Origin of the sequence: Lactobacillus sp. ESL0684, from assembly GCF_029392675.1 — a bacterium.
Lineage (GTDB): Bacteria > Bacillota > Bacilli > Lactobacillales > Lactobacillaceae > Lactobacillus.
Map to the genome: position 1 here is coordinate 62,182 of NZ_CP113941.1, position 16,784 is coordinate 78,965.

16 protein-coding genes are annotated in these 16,784 nt (G+C 35.0%); 10 read left to right on the forward strand and 6 right to left on the reverse strand.

The features are described 5' to 3' along the window. Nucleotides 1–77: 77 nt before the first annotated feature. The 4 genes from OZX56_RS00290 to OZX56_RS00305 are packed head-to-tail and all read right to left on the reverse strand — an operon-like array spanning nt 78 to nt 3,521. Nucleotides 78–941 (reverse strand): lysophospholipid acyltransferase family protein, encoded by an 864-nt coding sequence (locus OZX56_RS00290; protein WP_277139737.1) that lies wholly within the window; start codon nt 939–941, stop codon nt 78–80. Further along, on the reverse strand, nt 938–1,885 hold the full coding sequence (locus tag OZX56_RS00295; RefSeq protein WP_277139738.1) for a glycosyltransferase family 8 protein: 948 nt from the start codon (nt 1,883–1,885) through the stop codon (nt 938–940). Before OZX56_RS00295 ends, OZX56_RS00290 begins: the two co-directional genes overlap by 4 nt. A 21-nt stretch (nt 1,886–1,906) precedes the next feature. Next, nucleotides 1,907–2,746: a glycosyltransferase family 8 protein gene (locus tag OZX56_RS00300; protein WP_277139739.1), complete on the reverse strand. Its 840-nt coding sequence runs from the start codon at nt 2,744–2,746 to the stop codon at nt 1,907–1,909. Nucleotides 2,747–2,756: 10 nt separating this feature from the next. Further along, nucleotides 2,757–3,521: a 1-acyl-sn-glycerol-3-phosphate acyltransferase gene (locus tag OZX56_RS00305; RefSeq protein WP_277139740.1), complete on the reverse strand. Its 765-nt coding sequence runs from the start codon at nt 3,519–3,521 to the stop codon at nt 2,757–2,759. 272 nt (nt 3,522–3,793) lie between these two features. On the opposite strand from OZX56_RS00305, the gene deoC reads away from it, so the two are divergent. The 8 genes from deoC (at nt 3,794) to OZX56_RS00345 (ending at nt 12,300) form a co-directional block, all read left to right on the forward strand. Further along, the gene (gene deoC / locus OZX56_RS00310) at nt 3,794–4,501 is read left to right on the forward strand and encodes a deoxyribose-phosphate aldolase (RefSeq protein ID WP_277139741.1); all 708 of its coding nucleotides are present in this window, start codon (nt 3,794–3,796) and stop codon (nt 4,499–4,501) included. A gap of 125 nt (nt 4,502–4,626) precedes the next feature. Then, nucleotides 4,627–5,346: a GntR family transcriptional regulator gene (locus tag OZX56_RS00315; protein ID WP_277139742.1), complete on the forward strand. Its 720-nt coding sequence runs from the start codon at nt 4,627–4,629 to the stop codon at nt 5,344–5,346. A gap of 169 nt (nt 5,347–5,515) precedes the next feature. After that, entirely contained in the window at nt 5,516–6,724 is a 1,209-nt protein-coding gene (locus OZX56_RS00320; RefSeq protein WP_277139743.1) for a hypothetical protein, read from the forward strand. Between the two features lie 719 nt (nt 6,725–7,443). Beyond that, nucleotides 7,444–8,079, forward strand: a complete 636-nt coding sequence (locus OZX56_RS00325) for a hypothetical protein (protein WP_277139745.1) — start codon at nt 7,444–7,446, stop codon at nt 8,077–8,079. A gap of 194 nt (nt 8,080–8,273) precedes the next feature. Continuing rightward, on the forward strand, nt 8,274–8,798 hold the full coding sequence (locus OZX56_RS00330; protein ID WP_277139746.1) for a hypothetical protein: 525 nt from the start codon (nt 8,274–8,276) through the stop codon (nt 8,796–8,798). Nucleotides 8,799–8,976: 178 nt separating this feature from the next. Continuing rightward, nucleotides 8,977–10,326 carry a transposase gene (locus tag OZX56_RS00335; RefSeq protein WP_277139747.1) on the forward strand — a complete coding sequence of 450 codons (1,350 nt, stop codon included), beginning with the start codon at nt 8,977–8,979 and terminating at the stop codon, nt 10,324–10,326. A 550-nt stretch (nt 10,327–10,876) separates the two neighbouring features. Then, on the forward strand, nt 10,877–11,173 hold the full coding sequence (locus OZX56_RS00340) for a hypothetical protein (RefSeq protein WP_277139748.1): 297 nt from the start codon (nt 10,877–10,879) through the stop codon (nt 11,171–11,173). A 92-nt stretch (nt 11,174–11,265) separates the two neighbouring features. Next, entirely contained in the window at nt 11,266–12,300 is a 1,035-nt protein-coding gene (locus OZX56_RS00345; RefSeq protein ID WP_277139749.1) for an SLAP domain-containing protein, read from the forward strand. A 508-nt stretch (nt 12,301–12,808) separates the two neighbouring features. On the opposite strand, the gene OZX56_RS00350 is transcribed toward OZX56_RS00345, so the two are convergent. Together OZX56_RS00350 and OZX56_RS00355 are read right to left on the reverse strand one after the other, a co-directional pair. Then, nucleotides 12,809–14,206: an ISLre2 family transposase gene (locus OZX56_RS00350; RefSeq protein ID WP_277139750.1), complete on the reverse strand. Its 1,398-nt coding sequence runs from the start codon at nt 14,204–14,206 to the stop codon at nt 12,809–12,811. A 316-nt stretch (nt 14,207–14,522) separates the two neighbouring features. Beyond that, nucleotides 14,523–15,791, reverse strand: coding sequence for an MFS transporter (locus OZX56_RS00355; RefSeq protein WP_277139751.1), 1,269 nt, complete (start codon nt 15,789–15,791; stop codon nt 14,523–14,525). A 279-nt stretch (nt 15,792–16,070) separates the two neighbouring features. Here OZX56_RS00355 and OZX56_RS00360 point away from each other — a divergent pair, with 279 nt between their 5' ends. Continuing rightward, on the forward strand, nt 16,071–16,268 hold the full coding sequence (locus OZX56_RS00360; protein WP_277139752.1) for a type II toxin-antitoxin system HicA family toxin: 198 nt from the start codon (nt 16,071–16,073) through the stop codon (nt 16,266–16,268). A 93-nt stretch (nt 16,269–16,361) separates the two neighbouring features. Continuing rightward, a complete protein-coding gene (locus OZX56_RS00365) occupies nt 16,362–16,769 on the forward strand; it encodes a type II toxin-antitoxin system HicB family antitoxin (protein ID WP_277125178.1) in 408 nt (135 codons plus the stop codon). Nucleotides 16,770–16,784: the final 15 nt, after the last annotated feature.

A 16,784-nucleotide genomic window follows, 5' to 3' on the forward strand; every position in this document is an offset into this window, starting at 1 on the left:
TCTCTTTTATTCAAACGTTATTCTTATGATTATGATAATCTTTTAACGGCATAAAGTCTATTAATTAGCTTATATATTTATTCATTACACCAACCAGCGATGTCCCATGGTGTAAAGCGATAGTCTAGTTTTTTATGATAACACTTCTCATAAGCTGCTACCTTTTGTTGGTAGTCTTTTTCAAGCATCTGCTGCGAATTTTGTTTAAGACTTAGCTCGGGTTGCGGATAAATTGGTGGCAAAACATGGACTATATACTTGGTTTTGTAAAAGTTAGGGTGATCTTTTTCTTTCTTATTTATAGTTTGAATTTCAATAAAAGTTGAAATAATAGGAACATTTTGTTTAGCTGCAAAATAATAGGCGCCGCGCTGTAACTTGCGTGGTTTGCGATAGTTCCACCACATTTCTTGCTCTGGGTAAATTAAAACCCAATTATTTTTGGCAAGTGCATCATGCAAGTGTTTAGGAAATTCGTTACCCATATAGTTAGTGCTTCTAATTAGGGGAATAGTTCCGACATAGTGCATTAAATAACTTAAAAAACCAGGCAATTTTAAATTGGTATCTTCAATTACAATTGCTAATTGATGGTGAGTTTTACTTGCAAGGTGTTTAATGGCAAATTCGTCAATTTGATTAAAGTGATTAGCTGTAACAATTGCACCGCCAGTAGGGATATCTTTGAGGTTTTCTAATCCATCGAATTTGGTAGAAGCAGTTAATGTATGTACCAAAATATTAAAAATTGCATGGCCAATTTTGTTATTTATCTTACCTTTTAAGCTACTTTGATCCTGCCAAAAATCACTGACTAATCTTGTTCGCTCATTTAAAGACAAAACAGGATCTCCAATTTCAGTTTTAGCGGTAAAGTGTTCGTGATTAGCTGCTTGCTTGATATTTTGAATTACTTGTTCGCGCTTGTCGCCGATAATCATAAATTAACTGGTCCTTGTTCTTTGATCCGTGCCCAATTATTGGGATCATTGATAGTTTGATCTTTTTTGGTTAACATTTTATCAAGTTTTTGTCGATCATCAGTGCGCTGCTTGTCAGTGTAGTTGCTGCGCTCGGCTTGTAGCTCGTCATAAAACTTAGTTTCTTTAGCACTGTCCCAGAAATATTGGTCATATTGCACGTCATAAAAATGCCATGGCTTAAAGAAAAGATTGTAGTGAATTAGACTAGGATCTGTAAGAGGCTCCGTATTATCGTTTGGCATTGCATCCCATTTAGGATCAAGGTGCAAAATCCGTCCATCACAGATTTCATTCAAGTAATCTTGATCAGGCGCAATACAGTCAAAGTGATATTTGGTTAAAAGGCTCATGAAGTGATCGATAAACCCTTCTTCACGAAAGGCACGACAGTTTAGTACAAGCATTCCAGAATTAATGTATTTTTTGGGATCAAGAGCTAAGACCTCTTTAATATAAGTCACCATTTTGTCAACATATTGGATTGACAAATCTGTACAAGCTGCAAATAAGTTATTATTTAGCTCAGTGTTATATAGCTTAGCAATGTCATCATTAATGATGGTATCACTATCAATATAGATGGCCTTATCATATTGAGGAAATAGGTCAGGGATAAATAATCGGTAGAAAATCGACATTGTAAAAAAGTCTGCTCGTAAATAGTTTTCTTTGCGATTTTGAATCGGAGCAACTAATTCATCGTTAATTTTACAAAACTCAATATGAACGTTATCACTGCCTAACTCTTGTAGATCATGCTGATGCTTGGCAGTTAAATCTTGACTCAGAAAATGTACAGTGTAGTCGTTAGTGCTGTTTGCATGTTTAACTAGAGAATTAAGCGAGATAGCGGCATATTTGGTAAAATCGTCACTAATTGTATAAAAAACTGGGATAGTCATCATGTAATCTCCTCTAAAATATCAACTTTTAACTAAATTATCTTTAATAGCAAGGTAATCGTCTAATAAATCATCATATTCGTGTAATTTTAACACATCGTGAACGCGGTCAACCTCCCAAGGTTTGACTGTTTGTGTATGGAAAAATGGCAAGAAACGAAAACTAGTAGTGAAGTGTTGTATAACAGTATCGGGTTTTAGTTTGTATTGCTCATTGTAGCGGCGTGGCAGGATCCTTTTTTCGCGTGCTAAGCGATTAAGTGCTGCTTGATCAGGCATTAAGACAGTTTTGGTTTGTAATAGTTGCCTGATTCTGGCAAATAAGCGGGTACGTTTAATTTCTGCTAAATTTAACAGCAGAACTCCAGAATTGATATAGTCAAATGCTTTGTGTTCGTGTAAGTTGTGATAAAAGAAGCGACCCCAATAGTCAAGTACGCCGGCAAATTCAGTATTGGTTAGATCATGTTCGTAAAGCTCGGATAAATTTTGTCTAATAATTACATCTGCATCAAGGTATAAAACCTTGTCTGGTAATTGTGGAATTTGATCCGCAAATAAGCGCAACATGGCATAAGGAGTAAAGTGAGTTCCCATATTGGCTAGAGGTGGCTCCTTAACAAAGACACCAGTACAATCAATTAGCTTTAATGTGTTTTTGGAATTTTGTTTAGTTAAAAGTGAATTTAAATAATCTGCGGTGTGTTTGCTAAAAGGCTGAAACTGCTTTTTGTAGCTTTGAGCATACATTGTAAAAATATAAATATGTAGTTCTTTAGCTCCAGAATTTTTTAATAAAGATAGGATAGCAATCAAGATACCGTCTTCAGCGTGATGATCGCCGCAAAAAAGAATATTCATTTAGAACTCCTTAATCTTTCTTTGTGTAAGTGCAATATTGATAGTCACTCAATGCTGCTCGTTTCTGCATCATTGTATAAATTTGCTTGTGCAATTTATTTTGAGCTTGTTTCTTATTTAAATTATTATCAGGATAAAATGGACCATCAAGATAAACTATGATTTGTGGCTGCTTACCTCTTTTAGGACGATGATAAGTGGTTGTCATGACAAAACTTGGTGCATTAAGTGCAATTGGGAAATGCATACTAGTTGCATTAAATGGTCTAATTTTAGTGTAATAAGGCCAAACGTGCGCTTCGGGATAAATGACCACTGTTTTGCTGGCTTTAATAATTTTTTTAACAGCCTTAACTAGTTTACCAGATTCCTGTAAGTTATAACCAACTGGTAAGCCGAAATAGGGCACGACTAGTTTACCAAGTATGGGAATACTCCAATTAGCTTGGGCACAGATTGCGTAATAATTATTAGCTGGTAAAAAGCTTAGTGGCAAAATCGCATCGCCAAAGGCTTGGGTATGATTGCCATAAATAAAATATCCCTGTCCATGAGCTGCTGCTAGTTTTTCTTTTCCTATTATATGGACGCGTACAATTACTCGATTATAAATTATACTGGCTAAATGAGCAACCCGCTTGATGATTGCTGACCAAAACCTATGTCCAGTAGAAGTAGGAAGAATAGTGTAGTTAGAAGCTAAGTGATAGTCTTGATCTTTAGTTGTGACCAGATCATCGCTTAGATCGTGATAGTAATATTGGTGCTTAACCATGGATGCCTTCCTTACAATAATGTTACTAAGTAATTTTATCATGAATTACTTAATAAGAAAAAGAGCTGCTGTGTAAAGCATAACGATTGTAATTATATCCACGTAAATTTATAAGCAAATTTTTATTATTACTTGATTGCTAAAGCTGCTAATGTTTAATGCAATAGTTATAAAATTGTGTTATATTAATAATATGTAATTACAAAAAATAGTAATTTCAAATATTTACAGCTACACCATTAAAATATGTAATAACAAAAGGAGACTTGGAAATGAAATATACAGTTGATGACTTTGCGCGTTTAATCGATCACACTAATTTGCATGCTGACGCGACTGAGGCAGATATGAAGCAACTTTGTGCTGAAGCTAAGAAATATCATTTTAAGATGGTGGCAATTAATCAGGTGCAGTCAAAATATTGTTCAGAGCAACTGCAGGGAACTGATATTGATACTGGTGCGGCAATTAGTTTTCCACTAGGGCAGACATCAATTGCTGCTAAGGTAGCTGAGACTAAGGATGCTATCCAAAATGGTGCCAATGAAATTGATTATGTAGTTAATCTAACTCAAGTACGGGCGCACAATTGGGCATATCTAGAAGATGAAATGACACAAATGGTGACTACTTGTCACGACCAACAAGTGCCTTGCAAGGTGATTTTTGAAAATTGTTATTTAACCAAAGCTGAAATTGAACAATTAGCTTTGGTTGCGAAAAAAGTTAAGCCAGATTTTATTAAAACGTCAACTGGTTTTGGCACATCGGGAGCTAAAGTAGAAGACGTTAAATTAATGAAGCAAACGGTTGGCTCGACGGTTAAAGTCAAGGCAGCAGGTGGAATTAGAAATACTGATGACTTCTTGGCGATGATTAGTGCAGGGGCAGAACGAATTGGGACTAGTTCTGGTATCAAAATTATTGATGCGTTGAAGAAACGTTTTGCTGAAGATAAGGTAAGTTTTTTAGAAGTTTAAAAGTTGTAACTGCTTTTAAAAAGGTCGATGTAAGCAATGGAGATTTTGCTTTAACACCGGCTTTTTGCATGGTATAGTATTTATGTCATAACATAAATTAACAAGTTAGAAAGCAGAGAATCTATATGGCAATACCGAATCTTCCCAAATATAAAATAATCGCAGATGATCTTTTGCAGAAAATCCAGACAGGTATTTATCCATTAGGAACCATTATTCCTGCTGAAACTGAATTGGCACAAAAGTATCAGGTTAGCAGGCCAACCGTGCGTCAGGCAATTTCTAATTTGGTTAATCAGGGCTATTTGGAGCGTCGCCGTAAACGGGGAACTTTAGTAAAAAAGACCAAAATTGAGCAAGAATTCACGCATCTAATCGAAAGTTATAGCAGTGAAATGAGTGCTAAAGGTATGTATCCCAAAACTAACTTGCTTTACTTTAAAGAAGAAGCAGCTAAAGAAGAAGTGGCAAATAGTCTACATATCAAAGAAGCAGAGGCTGTTTTTAAACTAGTAAGACTGCGTTATGCAAATGATCAGCCTACTGTTTTAGTTACGACATATATTCCCCAAAAAAGGGTGCCAGAGTTAATCAAGTATGATTTTGCTAAAGATTCCTTATATAAAGTGCTGGAAAAATATGACTTAAAAGTTACCCATGTAATTCGTAAGTTGGAAGTACTTGAAGCCGATGAAACAATAGCAAGTTTATTGAATGTTGCTCAAGGTAAGCCAATTTTTAATTTTCATACTCAGGGGATGACGATTGATGAGCAACCAATTGAGTATTCGATCGCTAAGTATCGCGGTGATATTAATTCCTTTGTGATTGATGTTCAGCAGTAAGTAAATGAGAAAATTATAGTTGGTAATGAAGCCTAGTATAGCCAGACTTTTAAGCAATTGAGTTAATTAATTCTTAGTTTGACTAAAAATAACAAGTGTTGTATTATTTGTAGATGTAATATACTTAAAATGGAAAATATAGTTGATTTAATTTTTAGGAGGGGATATAATGCGTCGAAATACTGTTCCAATAGCTATTGCAGGCTCACTAGTTGCTGCATCACTAATGTTTATGTCAAATGACAATTCAAAAGTATATGCAGCACAATCTGACAACGATATAGTGCAGACTACAACAGCTATTTCGGATGAAAATCAGGCTACTAGTGTTGCTGAACCAGATTCTAATGCAAATGAGAATACTGATTCAGCAGCTCAAGAGCCAGAAGTTGTTGATAGTAATCAAGAACCAACAGCTAATCATGACAATGAATCAGATGTTGATACAACTGATAATTCGTCAGCAGTAGATAGTACTAGTTCATCTAATACTGCTACTGATCAAGATAAGCCGGCAGAAAATACTACCAATAATGAAGAAGCTCACACAGCAGCTACTACTGATGAAGATGCAAATGAGACTGCAACTGATCCGAGTAATCAAGGTAAATCTGACAAAGCAATGTCAGAGGCAGATGCTATCTGTAGTTCACTTGCTGTCGCAAATGGGATTAACTTAGCGGCTGATGTAGTTGAAAGCTTAGTCGCAGAACCAATTAATGCTGTTGCGTATGCGGCAATGATCGTTTTAGGAGTTGCTAGTGCAATTCCTGTTGTTGGTATTGCACCATTAATTGTTGATGGGGTATTAATAGGAGTAGACTCATTGTGGCATGGATTCCAATATGCTTGGAGTACAATTCGCCGCTCTCTTGTTTTAGCACCAGTTGCAGCACTATCTATTGTCGGTCCATTGAAGATCTATGATGAAAATCAAAAGGCTAAAGAAAACGACCCTGATTTAGATATGACTGATGAAGATGGTGAGGATGAAGAAGAGGATACTACTGAAGCTGACGAAGCTGACGAAGCTGATAGAGAACTAGCTGAAAGTGTTTATGGCTCTGTTGTAAACTTAGCTTCTATCGGAATTGATGCAGCTGCACAAGGTGTTACTTTTATTGCTCATGCTATAACTGAAGTAGTTTTTGATGTAGCTGAATGGGTACTCGGTGTATTCAGTGCAATTCCTGTTCTTGGAATCGCTCCATTAATTGTTGATGGTGTTGTAATTACTGTTCACTCATTAGTAAATGTTGGCCAACGTCTTTTAGATGAAGCTAGACGTGCAGTTATTTTAGGAATTGGTGGCGCCGCATCTTTTGCCGCTCCAGTTGCTCATGCTGCTAGTGAAAGTAATTCTCAAAGTCAAAACTAAGATAAACTTATGTATATTACACATAAAAGATAATGTTTTAAAAAACCAATCCATTGCGGATTGGTTTTTTGCTGTTTTTTAGTGTAATATTCCATATTTTTAGTGGTTTATAGTATATAGGCTAAATTTTCATGTTTTCATAATTAAATCATCAAGTGGTATGATTTTTAAAAAATAAAAATCCTTTAAATTGGTAAGTCAAAAAAGTGCTTTATTATTAAGCCCATTGTTTAAAAGATGTCAAGATGAGATTATAGAAAAAATTGTTGTATAGCCAATAATTTTAGAATTGGTCTACAATTATTTTATGTTTTTATTGAAAGCGCTTATTTAAAATGGTATATTATAAATATAAAGGTAATACGTATAAGAAGTTGGATTAATAACTTATAGAGAAAGTAGATGTAACTCATGAAGAAGCTAAAGAAAGTCCAAAATAATTCTAAAAAATTGCTACACTTTGAATTTGCTGTACATTTTGTTGTTACCGTATTAGTTTTGGCAGTAACTGATTTCTTTGACTATCAAATACAGATACTTATTCATAATATAAATATTTTTAGTGAATTACCAAATGTCTTGATAAAATTTTGCTACTTATTATTAATCTTTTGTGCTTTAGAAAAGATCTACCCAAAAGTCTTCAATTATTTTTCCAATAAAATATGTTGAACTATAAATTTTGGCAATCACATTAATGGTACTAGTGAGGTAAGCATATGAAAAAAATAATTAAAGTTTTAGCTGTACTAACAATGGTATCAACAGGACAGCTATTAGCTATCACAAGTAATACTCCGGTTCAAGCTGCGCAAGTAGAGAACCCTAAGCGTGTAACTGATAAAGCTTGGACTAAAAAGTTAGCTAATGCAGGATACGTTTTTGAATTACCTCATGCTACTAAAGGAGCACTGTATAAGAATACAGCAGCTAATGGTGGTAAATCATACAGTAAAAAGGTGCTAAAGAAGCTTGTTAAGAATCATACACTATTTAAAGTAAAGCGGCTTTCGACTATTAAAAATGGTATTTCTGTTGATTTAGTCTCTAAGGATGGTAAATATAAAGGCTACACTAATTATATTAATGGGATTCGTAACAAAAACCTATCCAATAAAGCTTTACAGCCATTGATTAAAGCGGAATTACGTGTAATGACTGCTAAGGATAGCAATGAGCCTACTTCAGACCTGTTAAACCAAGTTCAAGTATTAGCAAGTAAATTAACTGGTAAAAATAGAAAAATTGCTAATACTTCAGTTAAACAATTGAAGCAGTTCCTTAAAAATAATACGTTATCGGAAACGCCAGTACTATTAATTGGGAAATATCCGGATGGTTCATTAGAAAAATAAACAAAATATCGTTAGGTCAGAAGCCTTGCGATATTTTTTATGATGACAATGAGAATAGTTCTTATTTACCATACAAAACTATTAAGGGAAAAGAATATTATAGTATCGGTCATGACGGATATATTAAATCTATAAATGTTGCAGAGATTAATGTCCATTATCTTATAACTAATTATGCTACAGTTATTGTTAAAATGAATAGTAAAAATAAAATTTATGCTTATGATTTTGCAAATGGAGCACCAAAAAAGCTTTTAAAAAAGGGAGAGAAGGTTCTGGTTGATCGTGAATCAAGTACATTTGATCTGATGGGAGATGACAATGGTAATTTGACTTATTCTACAGCAAATTATCGAATAAAGGGTACAGATGGCTTCTTTATTGACGATGTTAACCTGGATAATAGACCTAGACAGCATCTTTTGCTTTATAGTGTTTATCCGCATGTATTTTTTATAAATAATTCGTATGTTTATAATAAAAACGGAAAAGCCCAAAAACCTACGAACATTCAAAACTTAAATGCTTATCGTTTTGATAAAGGAAGCTCAGTTGAAGTGACAAAGTTGGTTAATATTTGGTTTCCAGATGAAAATAAATATGAGCTTTGTTACGAGTTAGCTCCTCAAGGAGATGCAGGGGGCTACGATTATATTAAAGCTTCAGATGTTAAGTATGGTTATGGACCTCAGATAACTAATGTAAGTCCATTGGAATAAAAAATATCCGTTAGAGTGAATTCTGCGGGATATTTTTTGTTATAACTGAAACTTGAAAGCTAGAAATCACCTCAAAAGAGCGTGATTTCTAGCTTTTTTGCCTAAAAAATAAAAACGCAAGCCCTCTCTGCGTTATACTTTAAATAACCAAAACTAAAGTTACAGGAGTTCTTACGTTATGAACAGTATACCGCAATTCAATCAAGAAAAGGACACTTCTTCCTTAATTTCATCTTTTACAAAATTAATTGGTCTAGCTGACTTAAGTAAACAGGTTAATTTTAAACGTCATTCTTTAGTTAGCCTGCTCATGGTAGTCAAATGGTTAATCCAATCACGTTTTGCCCGTAAATCACTGTATCGTTTTGACCAACCAGCTGAATTTACCTCTAAGACTGGCAGAAATATCCTTAATGATGGCCGCATCAATTGGCAAAAACTGCTTTGCTTAGCTGCTGCCAAACTAATTAAGGTACTTAAACCGGTAATCGACAAGCGTAGAAGACTAGCTTTGATTGTAGATGATACTTTGCTAGCACGTTCCTATTCTAAGAAAGCGGAATTACTTGCCAAAGTTTACGATCATAATGAGCATAAATATGTTAATGGTTATCGTGGCTTGACCGTTGGTTGGAGTGACGGCAATACTTTTTTGCCAGTTAATTTTGCTTTGATGTCCACCAAGAGAAAACAAAATCTGCTTGGCAGTAAAGCCACTACAACCGATAATCGTTCTATTGCAGGCAGAAGAAGAACCCAAGCCCAAAGGCAAATGAATGATGTCACGGTTGAATTGCTTAAGCAAGCTATCAATGAAGGTGTACCAGCAGACTATGTACTGTTTGACAGCTGGTTTGCCTCGCCCAAAATGTTCTGGCAGTTAAAGCAGTTAGGATTAGACAGTGTCTCGATGCTTAAGTTGAGCAAGAAGGTATACTACTGCTATCGTGGTCGCCTTTATGATGTAAAAAGTTTGTATGAACGCTTAGCTGGCTCAAAGCTGAAAGCCAAAGATGACTATCTTTATAGTTGTGTAGTCGAGGCAGAGTATCAAGGACATAGTTTTCCTATCAGATTAGTATATGTTACTAAACGTGGTAATAAGGGAAAGTACTTGGTCTTGGCTACCACCAGATATCAGCTGCAACCTAAAGAAGTCATTCAGCTTTATGGTCGTAGATGGCAGATAGAAACCTACTTTAAAGCAGCTAAGCAATACCTAGCTTTAGATAAATCACAAATTCAAAGTTACGATGGTCAGTGCGGATATTTTGCAATTACCGCCTTAACTTATGACTTGCTGGCTTGGCAAGAGAGACAAGCAGTTGATGAGCGAACAATTGGGGATTTATTCTATTTGATGAATGATGCGTTGCCGGATTTGGCGTTTGAAGAAGCATTGGTCTACCTGCTAAGTGCCCTAAAAGCAGTTAAAGAAGAAATAACTACAGAAGTCGAGCGGATAATAAATAATTTTATTAAATTACTGCCAGGATTTATTCAAAAGCAGCTGCAGAGAAGCGTTTAAAATATAATTAAGAACCAAAAAAGCCAGACTCAATAAGGAATCTGGCTAGTTTTACTGCTTTCAAGTTTCAGGTTATAATAAAACAGCGTAGAAAAGTTAAAAAGGGCGGTGGCTACCGTTTGAAAGAAGATGATGCTTATGGCATTCAATGGACTAATAATCCAATTTCTTAGTAGAAAGGTAGTCATTGTGAGTGGATACGAAGTAGCAACATTAGTGTTGTTATCAGTTACGTTTCTCATTGATTTGTTGACGTATATCGACAATCGCAAGAAATAGTCGCAAACAAAAACGCCCTGAATAATAACTTGGTAGTTACAGGACGTATTTGTTTCAAATATTGTTTGGTAGCCACCGTCCTTTGAAGACGGTTCTACGTTGAGAAGCTCTATTAACAGTAGAGCTTCTTTTGCTTTACACTGGTATTGTAGCATGTTTAAAAGTGGTATGCAATTTTGATATTATTTTTATTATAAAATTGAAATCGCTTTATATGTATGCTAAAGTGACGATATTCTGATATTTGATTTTGTAAGTATCAATATAGTAAATGATAGGTAAAACTGTTAAGGATGATTATATTAAACTGGCACTTAAAAAGGATGGTAAGCTCAAGTTGATTCTTAAAGGTGCTACGGAACTAAAAAATGATCAAAAAATTGGTGTTGTTTCAGTGATATATATAACTAGGGATGTAGAGTTAGCAAAAAAGCAATTTGAAAAATTAACTAAACATAAAGAAAATGATGATTTTTATATGATCTATAGTTGTGATGAGGATACATATTTGCCAGAATTAGAACATTATCCGTCTATAGAAATCAGTAAAGAAGATTTACAAGATTAGGCGGGAGTGCTGATCCTGTAAGAATGGACAAGTAAGCGGATAACTACTAAACTAAAAATAGAAAGCTACAAAATGCTATAAGGAGAATCAATATGAAAAACAAGAAGACTCTGCTAGGACTAGCGGCAACATTGCTGCTAACTACTCCGGCAGTATCATTAATGACCAACACTAATCAAGCTCACGCAGTGGAAAGTACAACTCAAGATCCAGTTAATGAACAGGGGACTTTAGAGCTTAATCATAATGCTCGGGTATACAACAAAAAAGGCAAGAAACTAAAAAAATTCCAAGGTAAAAGTTCATTACTAAAGAAGAACAAGTCAGTTGAATACGCCAAAGAAGTCAAGCCAATTGCTGATCCAAGTACTAAACGATATTCCTTCCATGATGATAAATGGAATTGGTTCTATTTGCCATATAAGACGATCAAGGGCAAGGAATATTATAGCCTAGGACATGGTGGCTATATTAAGGCTGTAAATGTTGATAAGCTTAATGGTAACGATTTGTATACGAATTATACTACTGGAGTAATTAAAGATGTAGAGCACCTTAATCCACCTAAAAAAATACCAGTTTTTGATAATGATGCTAAGCAAATGAGTAAATATTATAACCCCGGCAAAGAAGTTATTGTTAGCCGATATACTACTCAAAGCTTATTAAGTAATAACGGAGGTGGCAGTGATGATAATCCAGAGTATTATGGTATACAAAACAAAAAAGAATATCTTTGGAAGAATGCAGTAACAGTTAAGAGTAGACAGTTGCTGTTACCATTTAGTAATTTTATGAATGTAGCTACCATCCGCGATGCACAAGTTTATAGAGAAAATGGTGAACCCTATATATCATATCCTAAGAGTAATGAAATTATTTTAAATGATGGGTCTAATCAGTCGAGTGCGATTGCTCCTGCAAAGAATATTGTTATTCCTAAAGGTGTACAAGAAGTTACTCTTAAAGCAGTTAATTTGTGGCTACCTAGTGAACAAAGATTTGAGTTATGCTATCAGTTGAGGTCATTGTATCCATATAATGGCTATAATGAGTCAGAGTCTGGATTTGTTAAAGCTTCTGATACTCGATATATGTATGGACCTAAACTAGCCTCTAAACAATAATAAGTTTTTGTAATTTTCTCTTGCAAAGTATTCTAATGATGTATCTAGAAAAAATAAATGCAAAAAGCAGTCAATTGCGACTGCTCCAGACGTCTTACGATTGATTGGATTGCATGCACGTTTTTTACTGATGCTAAAAACGCATTAAATTCTTCATAACATACATCTTTCTTAAGCAAATAACTAATTTATTAAATGCATTTCGTTGTATTTTAAACGATTTAGTAAAATTATTTAAGTAGAGTATACAAGGCAACCTAGACTTTTGTCTAGGTTGTTTTTTGCATCAAAAAAGCAGTCGATTAAGGCTGCTCCAGGTACCCTACAAGCGGTCAAACTTGCATGCACACTCTATTTCGTACATGACGAAATATATTACTTATTCTGATGAAATTATACCATAGATAAATAAATCTGGTAAACTAATTAAGCACGCTCGTTAGTGTCAACTTTTTGTGGGTAATAAACTTTTAGCCTTTACCTGCTGCTTTTCGTAGTTTTTGCTTTTTTAAATTATTTGTTCTGGCAGCTCAATTAATTGTCCACCATTGATAATTCCCTGATTCCAATAATGGGGCTTGGCTGCTTCGCCAAACTCAGCCTGCAACTCTTCATAGTACGGTAAGCTCTTGGCTTTAAACCGCCGATCTACTTGCATAATTCTTTGCGCTTTAGCTGTTTCTTTTTGCTTTTTAAGCAAATACTGCATAATATCGCCACCGTTTAACTGGAAGATAATACTCCTAGCTACACCTTCAGCGCCCCTTTTACTCCAACCCATTGGTCTTGAGCTTAGGCGTTCTGACAAATAATGACTAATATGTCCTTCAGCCGTACAGCGCTGATAATCTAGATCCTGGGTGTTTAGAATGGCTTGCCAATTGCCTAATAGATAGGTCTTTGCCTGCTTTAGCGCCTCTATTTGTGTTCTGGTTAATTCTGGATCACTAAAACGGGTTTTAAAGTATAACGCTACTTTATCCCGCTGACCTGTTAAAGCCCAACGATATAACCGATAAGCCGCACTGGCTTTAGTATTAACGGTTGCTTTACGGCAATACTTTAACAAGTGAAACCGATCCAAGACAAATTTGCAGTTAGGTAAATATTTAGCTCCAGCTTTAATCCAGGGTGCACCATCGCCAGCCAGATAAACTTGTTTAGCCTGGGGATAATTAGCTTCTAAATAACACAAGACTTCGTCCCAAAGTTGTTCATTGGCTACTCCAGGATAAGTACCGGTAAAATACTTCGGATTGATTAAATGATGCCGCTTCTGCCTTTCATCATAACCTTCATGGACATAAACCAGCTTCATAAAATGATTACTGCCATCTTGAAAGGCCACGTGATCTTCATCAGCTTCTAAATAAATGATTTGATTATCACGCGATCGCACCTGATCTGGCTGATTAGGTAACAGCTGTCCCTCACGATGCACAATATTCATGACTGTGGTTTTAGAATGAATTTCACTGTATTTAATCATGTCAATGGCTGCTTGATAATGATACTTAGCCACATTTTCTAAGACAGCTGCCTTAAAGCCTAGAGTCATACGGCTATATTTTTCAAAGGATAATGCTCGATCTAACCAAAAGAAATATTGCTTAGACTTCTTATCTTGGTAATAAGTTCGCTTAAAGCTAAGTTGACCATACAGGGTTTGTTTAATACATGTTCGCGTAGCTTTAACGGTATATTTCTGTTTACGACTGGGCAACTGCTTATAATTATCATCGAGCTGCTCAAGATAAGACCTAATTAAGTTTAAGCCCCAATGGCGTAATTCTTGCATAAAGGCTTCTAACAAATCATCAAAAGTAAGCTGGTTACCAAGCAGCTTATTAGTATTAGCAGTCAAATTATCTAACAAAAGTTGTAAGTCTTGTAGTAAACTAATCATATAGAAGAAAACCTCTCTTAATGTAATCTTGTTCAAACTACATTTTAGCAGAAGCTAATCTTCTATTTTTTGTTTTCCCCACAAATACTTTACACTAACAGCACGCTCTGCGCGCCATCTTGAGAAGTTTGGTCAACTTCTCTTTAAGGAGGTGATTATCGTGCATGAGTTTGTATTACTTATTCTACTGTGCTTTCTTTTTGCTAAGACAGAAAGTATTCTTGATGCTCTTAATGACATTTTGGATAAAATACTGAATTTGTTTAAGTAAGTTGCAGAAAAAGGCGTAAAATTTCTTGCGCCTTTTTTAATTGGTCTAGTTGTTTACTTCAACTTCAGGATCAATCTCACTACTTTTTTGAGATTTGAGCATTACATAAAAGGTAACAATAAAAATTATCACACCTACTACAAGTAACCCATACAAGGCATAATTGAGACTACTTGCACCAACAATGCTAGTAAAAATGGTAGTCATTATTGGCCCGGCAATTGCAAGAATAGTATTAACTGCCCCCATTGAAGAAGCTAAGATTTTACGATCAACTGAGGTAACTAGCCATTGAATTAGTTTAGGTCCAGCAGTTCCGGCAAAGAAGCCCAGCATAGCCCCAAAAATTAGGCAGGCAATGGTATTTTTGTTAATCATGGCGATTATCATACAGGTACTGGCAATAGTATCCAGTAAAATGATAATAAATAGTGAGGTTTTTTCGAGTAATTTTGTTCCGATTGCACTGCCTAGAGCTGTTCCGATGGAAACAACTGCTCCAAAAAGAGCGATGGTAAAACTATAGGTTCCAAGTAGCATACCTCTGTTAGCGGCAAAGGAAATTGAGATTAGCGGTTCAATGGCACTTAGTAAGCCATTTAGTAATGCGACAACTATGACAACAGTCAATAAGCCATGAGCTTCGCTAGCTTGCTTAATTGAAGTTTTAAAGGTAGTGAAAAAGTTTCGTTCATTAACTGTTTGAATTGTTTTTGTAGTTTGGCTCTTTTTAAGACTAGCTGCAATATTGGCAAACATAAGACCGGCCATTAAGAACGTTAAGGCATTAACTATGGCTAAAGTGGAATAGGACATAAATAATAATAAAGCAGAGCCAACAAATTGAGCTCCCATAGTAATTAATTGGAAAATTCCACCAGTAAAGCCTTGAGCTTCAGATATTTCATTTTCACCAACAAGATCGACAATGATAGGGGTCTGTAAGCCACTAGAATACATACCTGCAAGGTCGGAAATGAAGTTGATCCCAATTACCATTAGGACTAGGTTCCAGCCTGCAAGGTTAGTAACAAAAAGAATTCCAACAGCTACGTATAGTACAAAGCGAATAATGGCCAACCAAATCATGACTTTAAACTTGTTTCTAGTTTTATCAGCAAAATAGCCACTAATACTTTGCAATAGATCAGGAATTGCTTCAGTGATGGAAATTAACGACAATGCTAAAGCATAGTTTTTAAGTTTACTAGCATAGGTCATTAAAGCTAAGTAAAATAAAATATTTCCAGCATTTGATAACCAACTAGCAACTGTAAATTTACGATAATTCTTATTTTTTAAAAAAATGCCCATAATTTTCTCCTCCATTAACGTTACTTTTAGTATATTTTGTTTATAATAAGTTGGGAGAAATTGGCATATTTGACATTTAGCAACCATATTTGAAAAACTAAAGGGAAAATCGAAAAATTTCTAAATGAGTATAAATAAAGTTACAAGATGATGAACAATATAGAGAAATAAAAAAAGTTGAATAACTTAATTTTATGCTATAATTATACGTATTAGAGCGTATTATGAAAACGCCATTTTTAGCAAATAACTTTATTTTAAAGTAAAGGGATAAATCTTATGACCCAATATACGGCAGCAGATGTATTAAAACTTCTGAAGGAATACGGTTTCTCAGAACGCAACATAACTGGAGATCACCATAACTTTAAAGATGCAGCTGGTCATCTTGTTACGGTGCCCTATTCAAGTCGCAAAGATAGCATTGGCACGGGTCTTTATAAGGCAATACTTAAGCAAATAAAGGGAGAAGTTTAGGTAATCTTTGCTTTTGACAAGGTGCGTACTAATACGTAAAATAAAAAACAAGATAATATAAAAATGTAATTAAATTTAATAGGGGGATATAAAATGACAGCTTATACTGAAGACAGATATTATGCATTTCCAGCAGTGATTGATGATTCTGAAGATGCTAAAGGTGATTACACTGTAACTTTTCCTGATGTTCCAGGAGCATATGGTTATGGCACAGGTATTGCGCAAGCTATAACAAGTGGCAAAGAAGGATTAGAAGGTATTCTTATTAATTCGGATAAAAAATTTACTAGTAGTACGCTGGAAGAGATTCAAAAGGCTAATCCTGGTAAAATTGTCAGTTATATAACAGCTGATATGCTGGAAGCAAAAGCAATTACTAAGCCAGTTATGGTTAAGAAAAACACGTCGATTCCTAGGGATCTAGCTCTTAAAGGAGAAAAAATGGGCATCAATTTTTCAAAAGTATTAACTGATGCGCTTAGAGTAAAATTGGGTTAAAAATTATTGGAGCAG

What these genes read in the sequence shown, in the direction of transcription:
- OZX56_RS00295 (WP_277139738.1), bottom strand. Translation starts at nt 1,885, where the DNA reads ATGACTATCCCAGTTTTTTATACAATTAGTGACGATTTTACCAAATAT.
- OZX56_RS00325 (WP_277139745.1), top strand. Translation starts at nt 7,444, where the DNA reads ATGAAAAAAATAATTAAAGTTTTAGCTGTACTAACAATGGTATCAACA.
- OZX56_RS00345 (WP_277139749.1), top strand. Translation starts at nt 11,266, where the DNA reads ATGAAAAACAAGAAGACTCTGCTAGGACTAGCGGCAACATTGCTGCTA.
- OZX56_RS00340 (WP_277139748.1), top strand. Translation starts at nt 10,877, where the DNA reads ATGATAGGTAAAACTGTTAAGGATGATTATATTAAACTGGCACTTAAA.
- OZX56_RS00320 (WP_277139743.1), top strand. Translation starts at nt 5,516, where the DNA reads ATGCGTCGAAATACTGTTCCAATAGCTATTGCAGGCTCACTAGTTGCT.
- OZX56_RS00350 (WP_277139750.1), bottom strand. Translation starts at nt 14,206, where the DNA reads ATGATTAGTTTACTACAAGACTTACAACTTTTGTTAGATAATTTGACT.
- OZX56_RS00335 (WP_277139747.1), top strand. Translation starts at nt 8,977, where the DNA reads ATGAACAGTATACCGCAATTCAATCAAGAAAAGGACACTTCTTCCTTA.
- OZX56_RS00290 (WP_277139737.1), bottom strand. Translation starts at nt 941, where the DNA reads ATGATTATCGGCGACAAGCGCGAACAAGTAATTCAAAATATCAAGCAA.
- OZX56_RS00315 (WP_277139742.1), top strand. Translation starts at nt 4,627, where the DNA reads ATGGCAATACCGAATCTTCCCAAATATAAAATAATCGCAGATGATCTT.
- OZX56_RS00300 (WP_277139739.1), bottom strand. Translation starts at nt 2,746, where the DNA reads ATGAATATTCTTTTTTGCGGCGATCATCACGCTGAAGACGGTATCTTG.
- OZX56_RS00330 (WP_277139746.1), top strand. Translation starts at nt 8,274, where the DNA reads ATGAATAGTAAAAATAAAATTTATGCTTATGATTTTGCAAATGGAGCA.
- deoC (WP_277139741.1), top strand. Translation starts at nt 3,794, where the DNA reads ATGAAATATACAGTTGATGACTTTGCGCGTTTAATCGATCACACTAAT.
- OZX56_RS00355 (WP_277139751.1), bottom strand. Translation starts at nt 15,791, where the DNA reads ATGGGCATTTTTTTAAAAAATAAGAATTATCGTAAATTTACAGTTGCT.
- OZX56_RS00365 (WP_277125178.1), top strand. Translation starts at nt 16,362, where the DNA reads ATGACAGCTTATACTGAAGACAGATATTATGCATTTCCAGCAGTGATT.
- OZX56_RS00305 (WP_277139740.1), bottom strand. Translation starts at nt 3,521, where the DNA reads ATGGTTAAGCACCAATATTACTATCACGATCTAAGCGATGATCTGGTC.
- OZX56_RS00360 (WP_277139752.1), top strand. Translation starts at nt 16,071, where the DNA reads ATGACCCAATATACGGCAGCAGATGTATTAAAACTTCTGAAGGAATAC.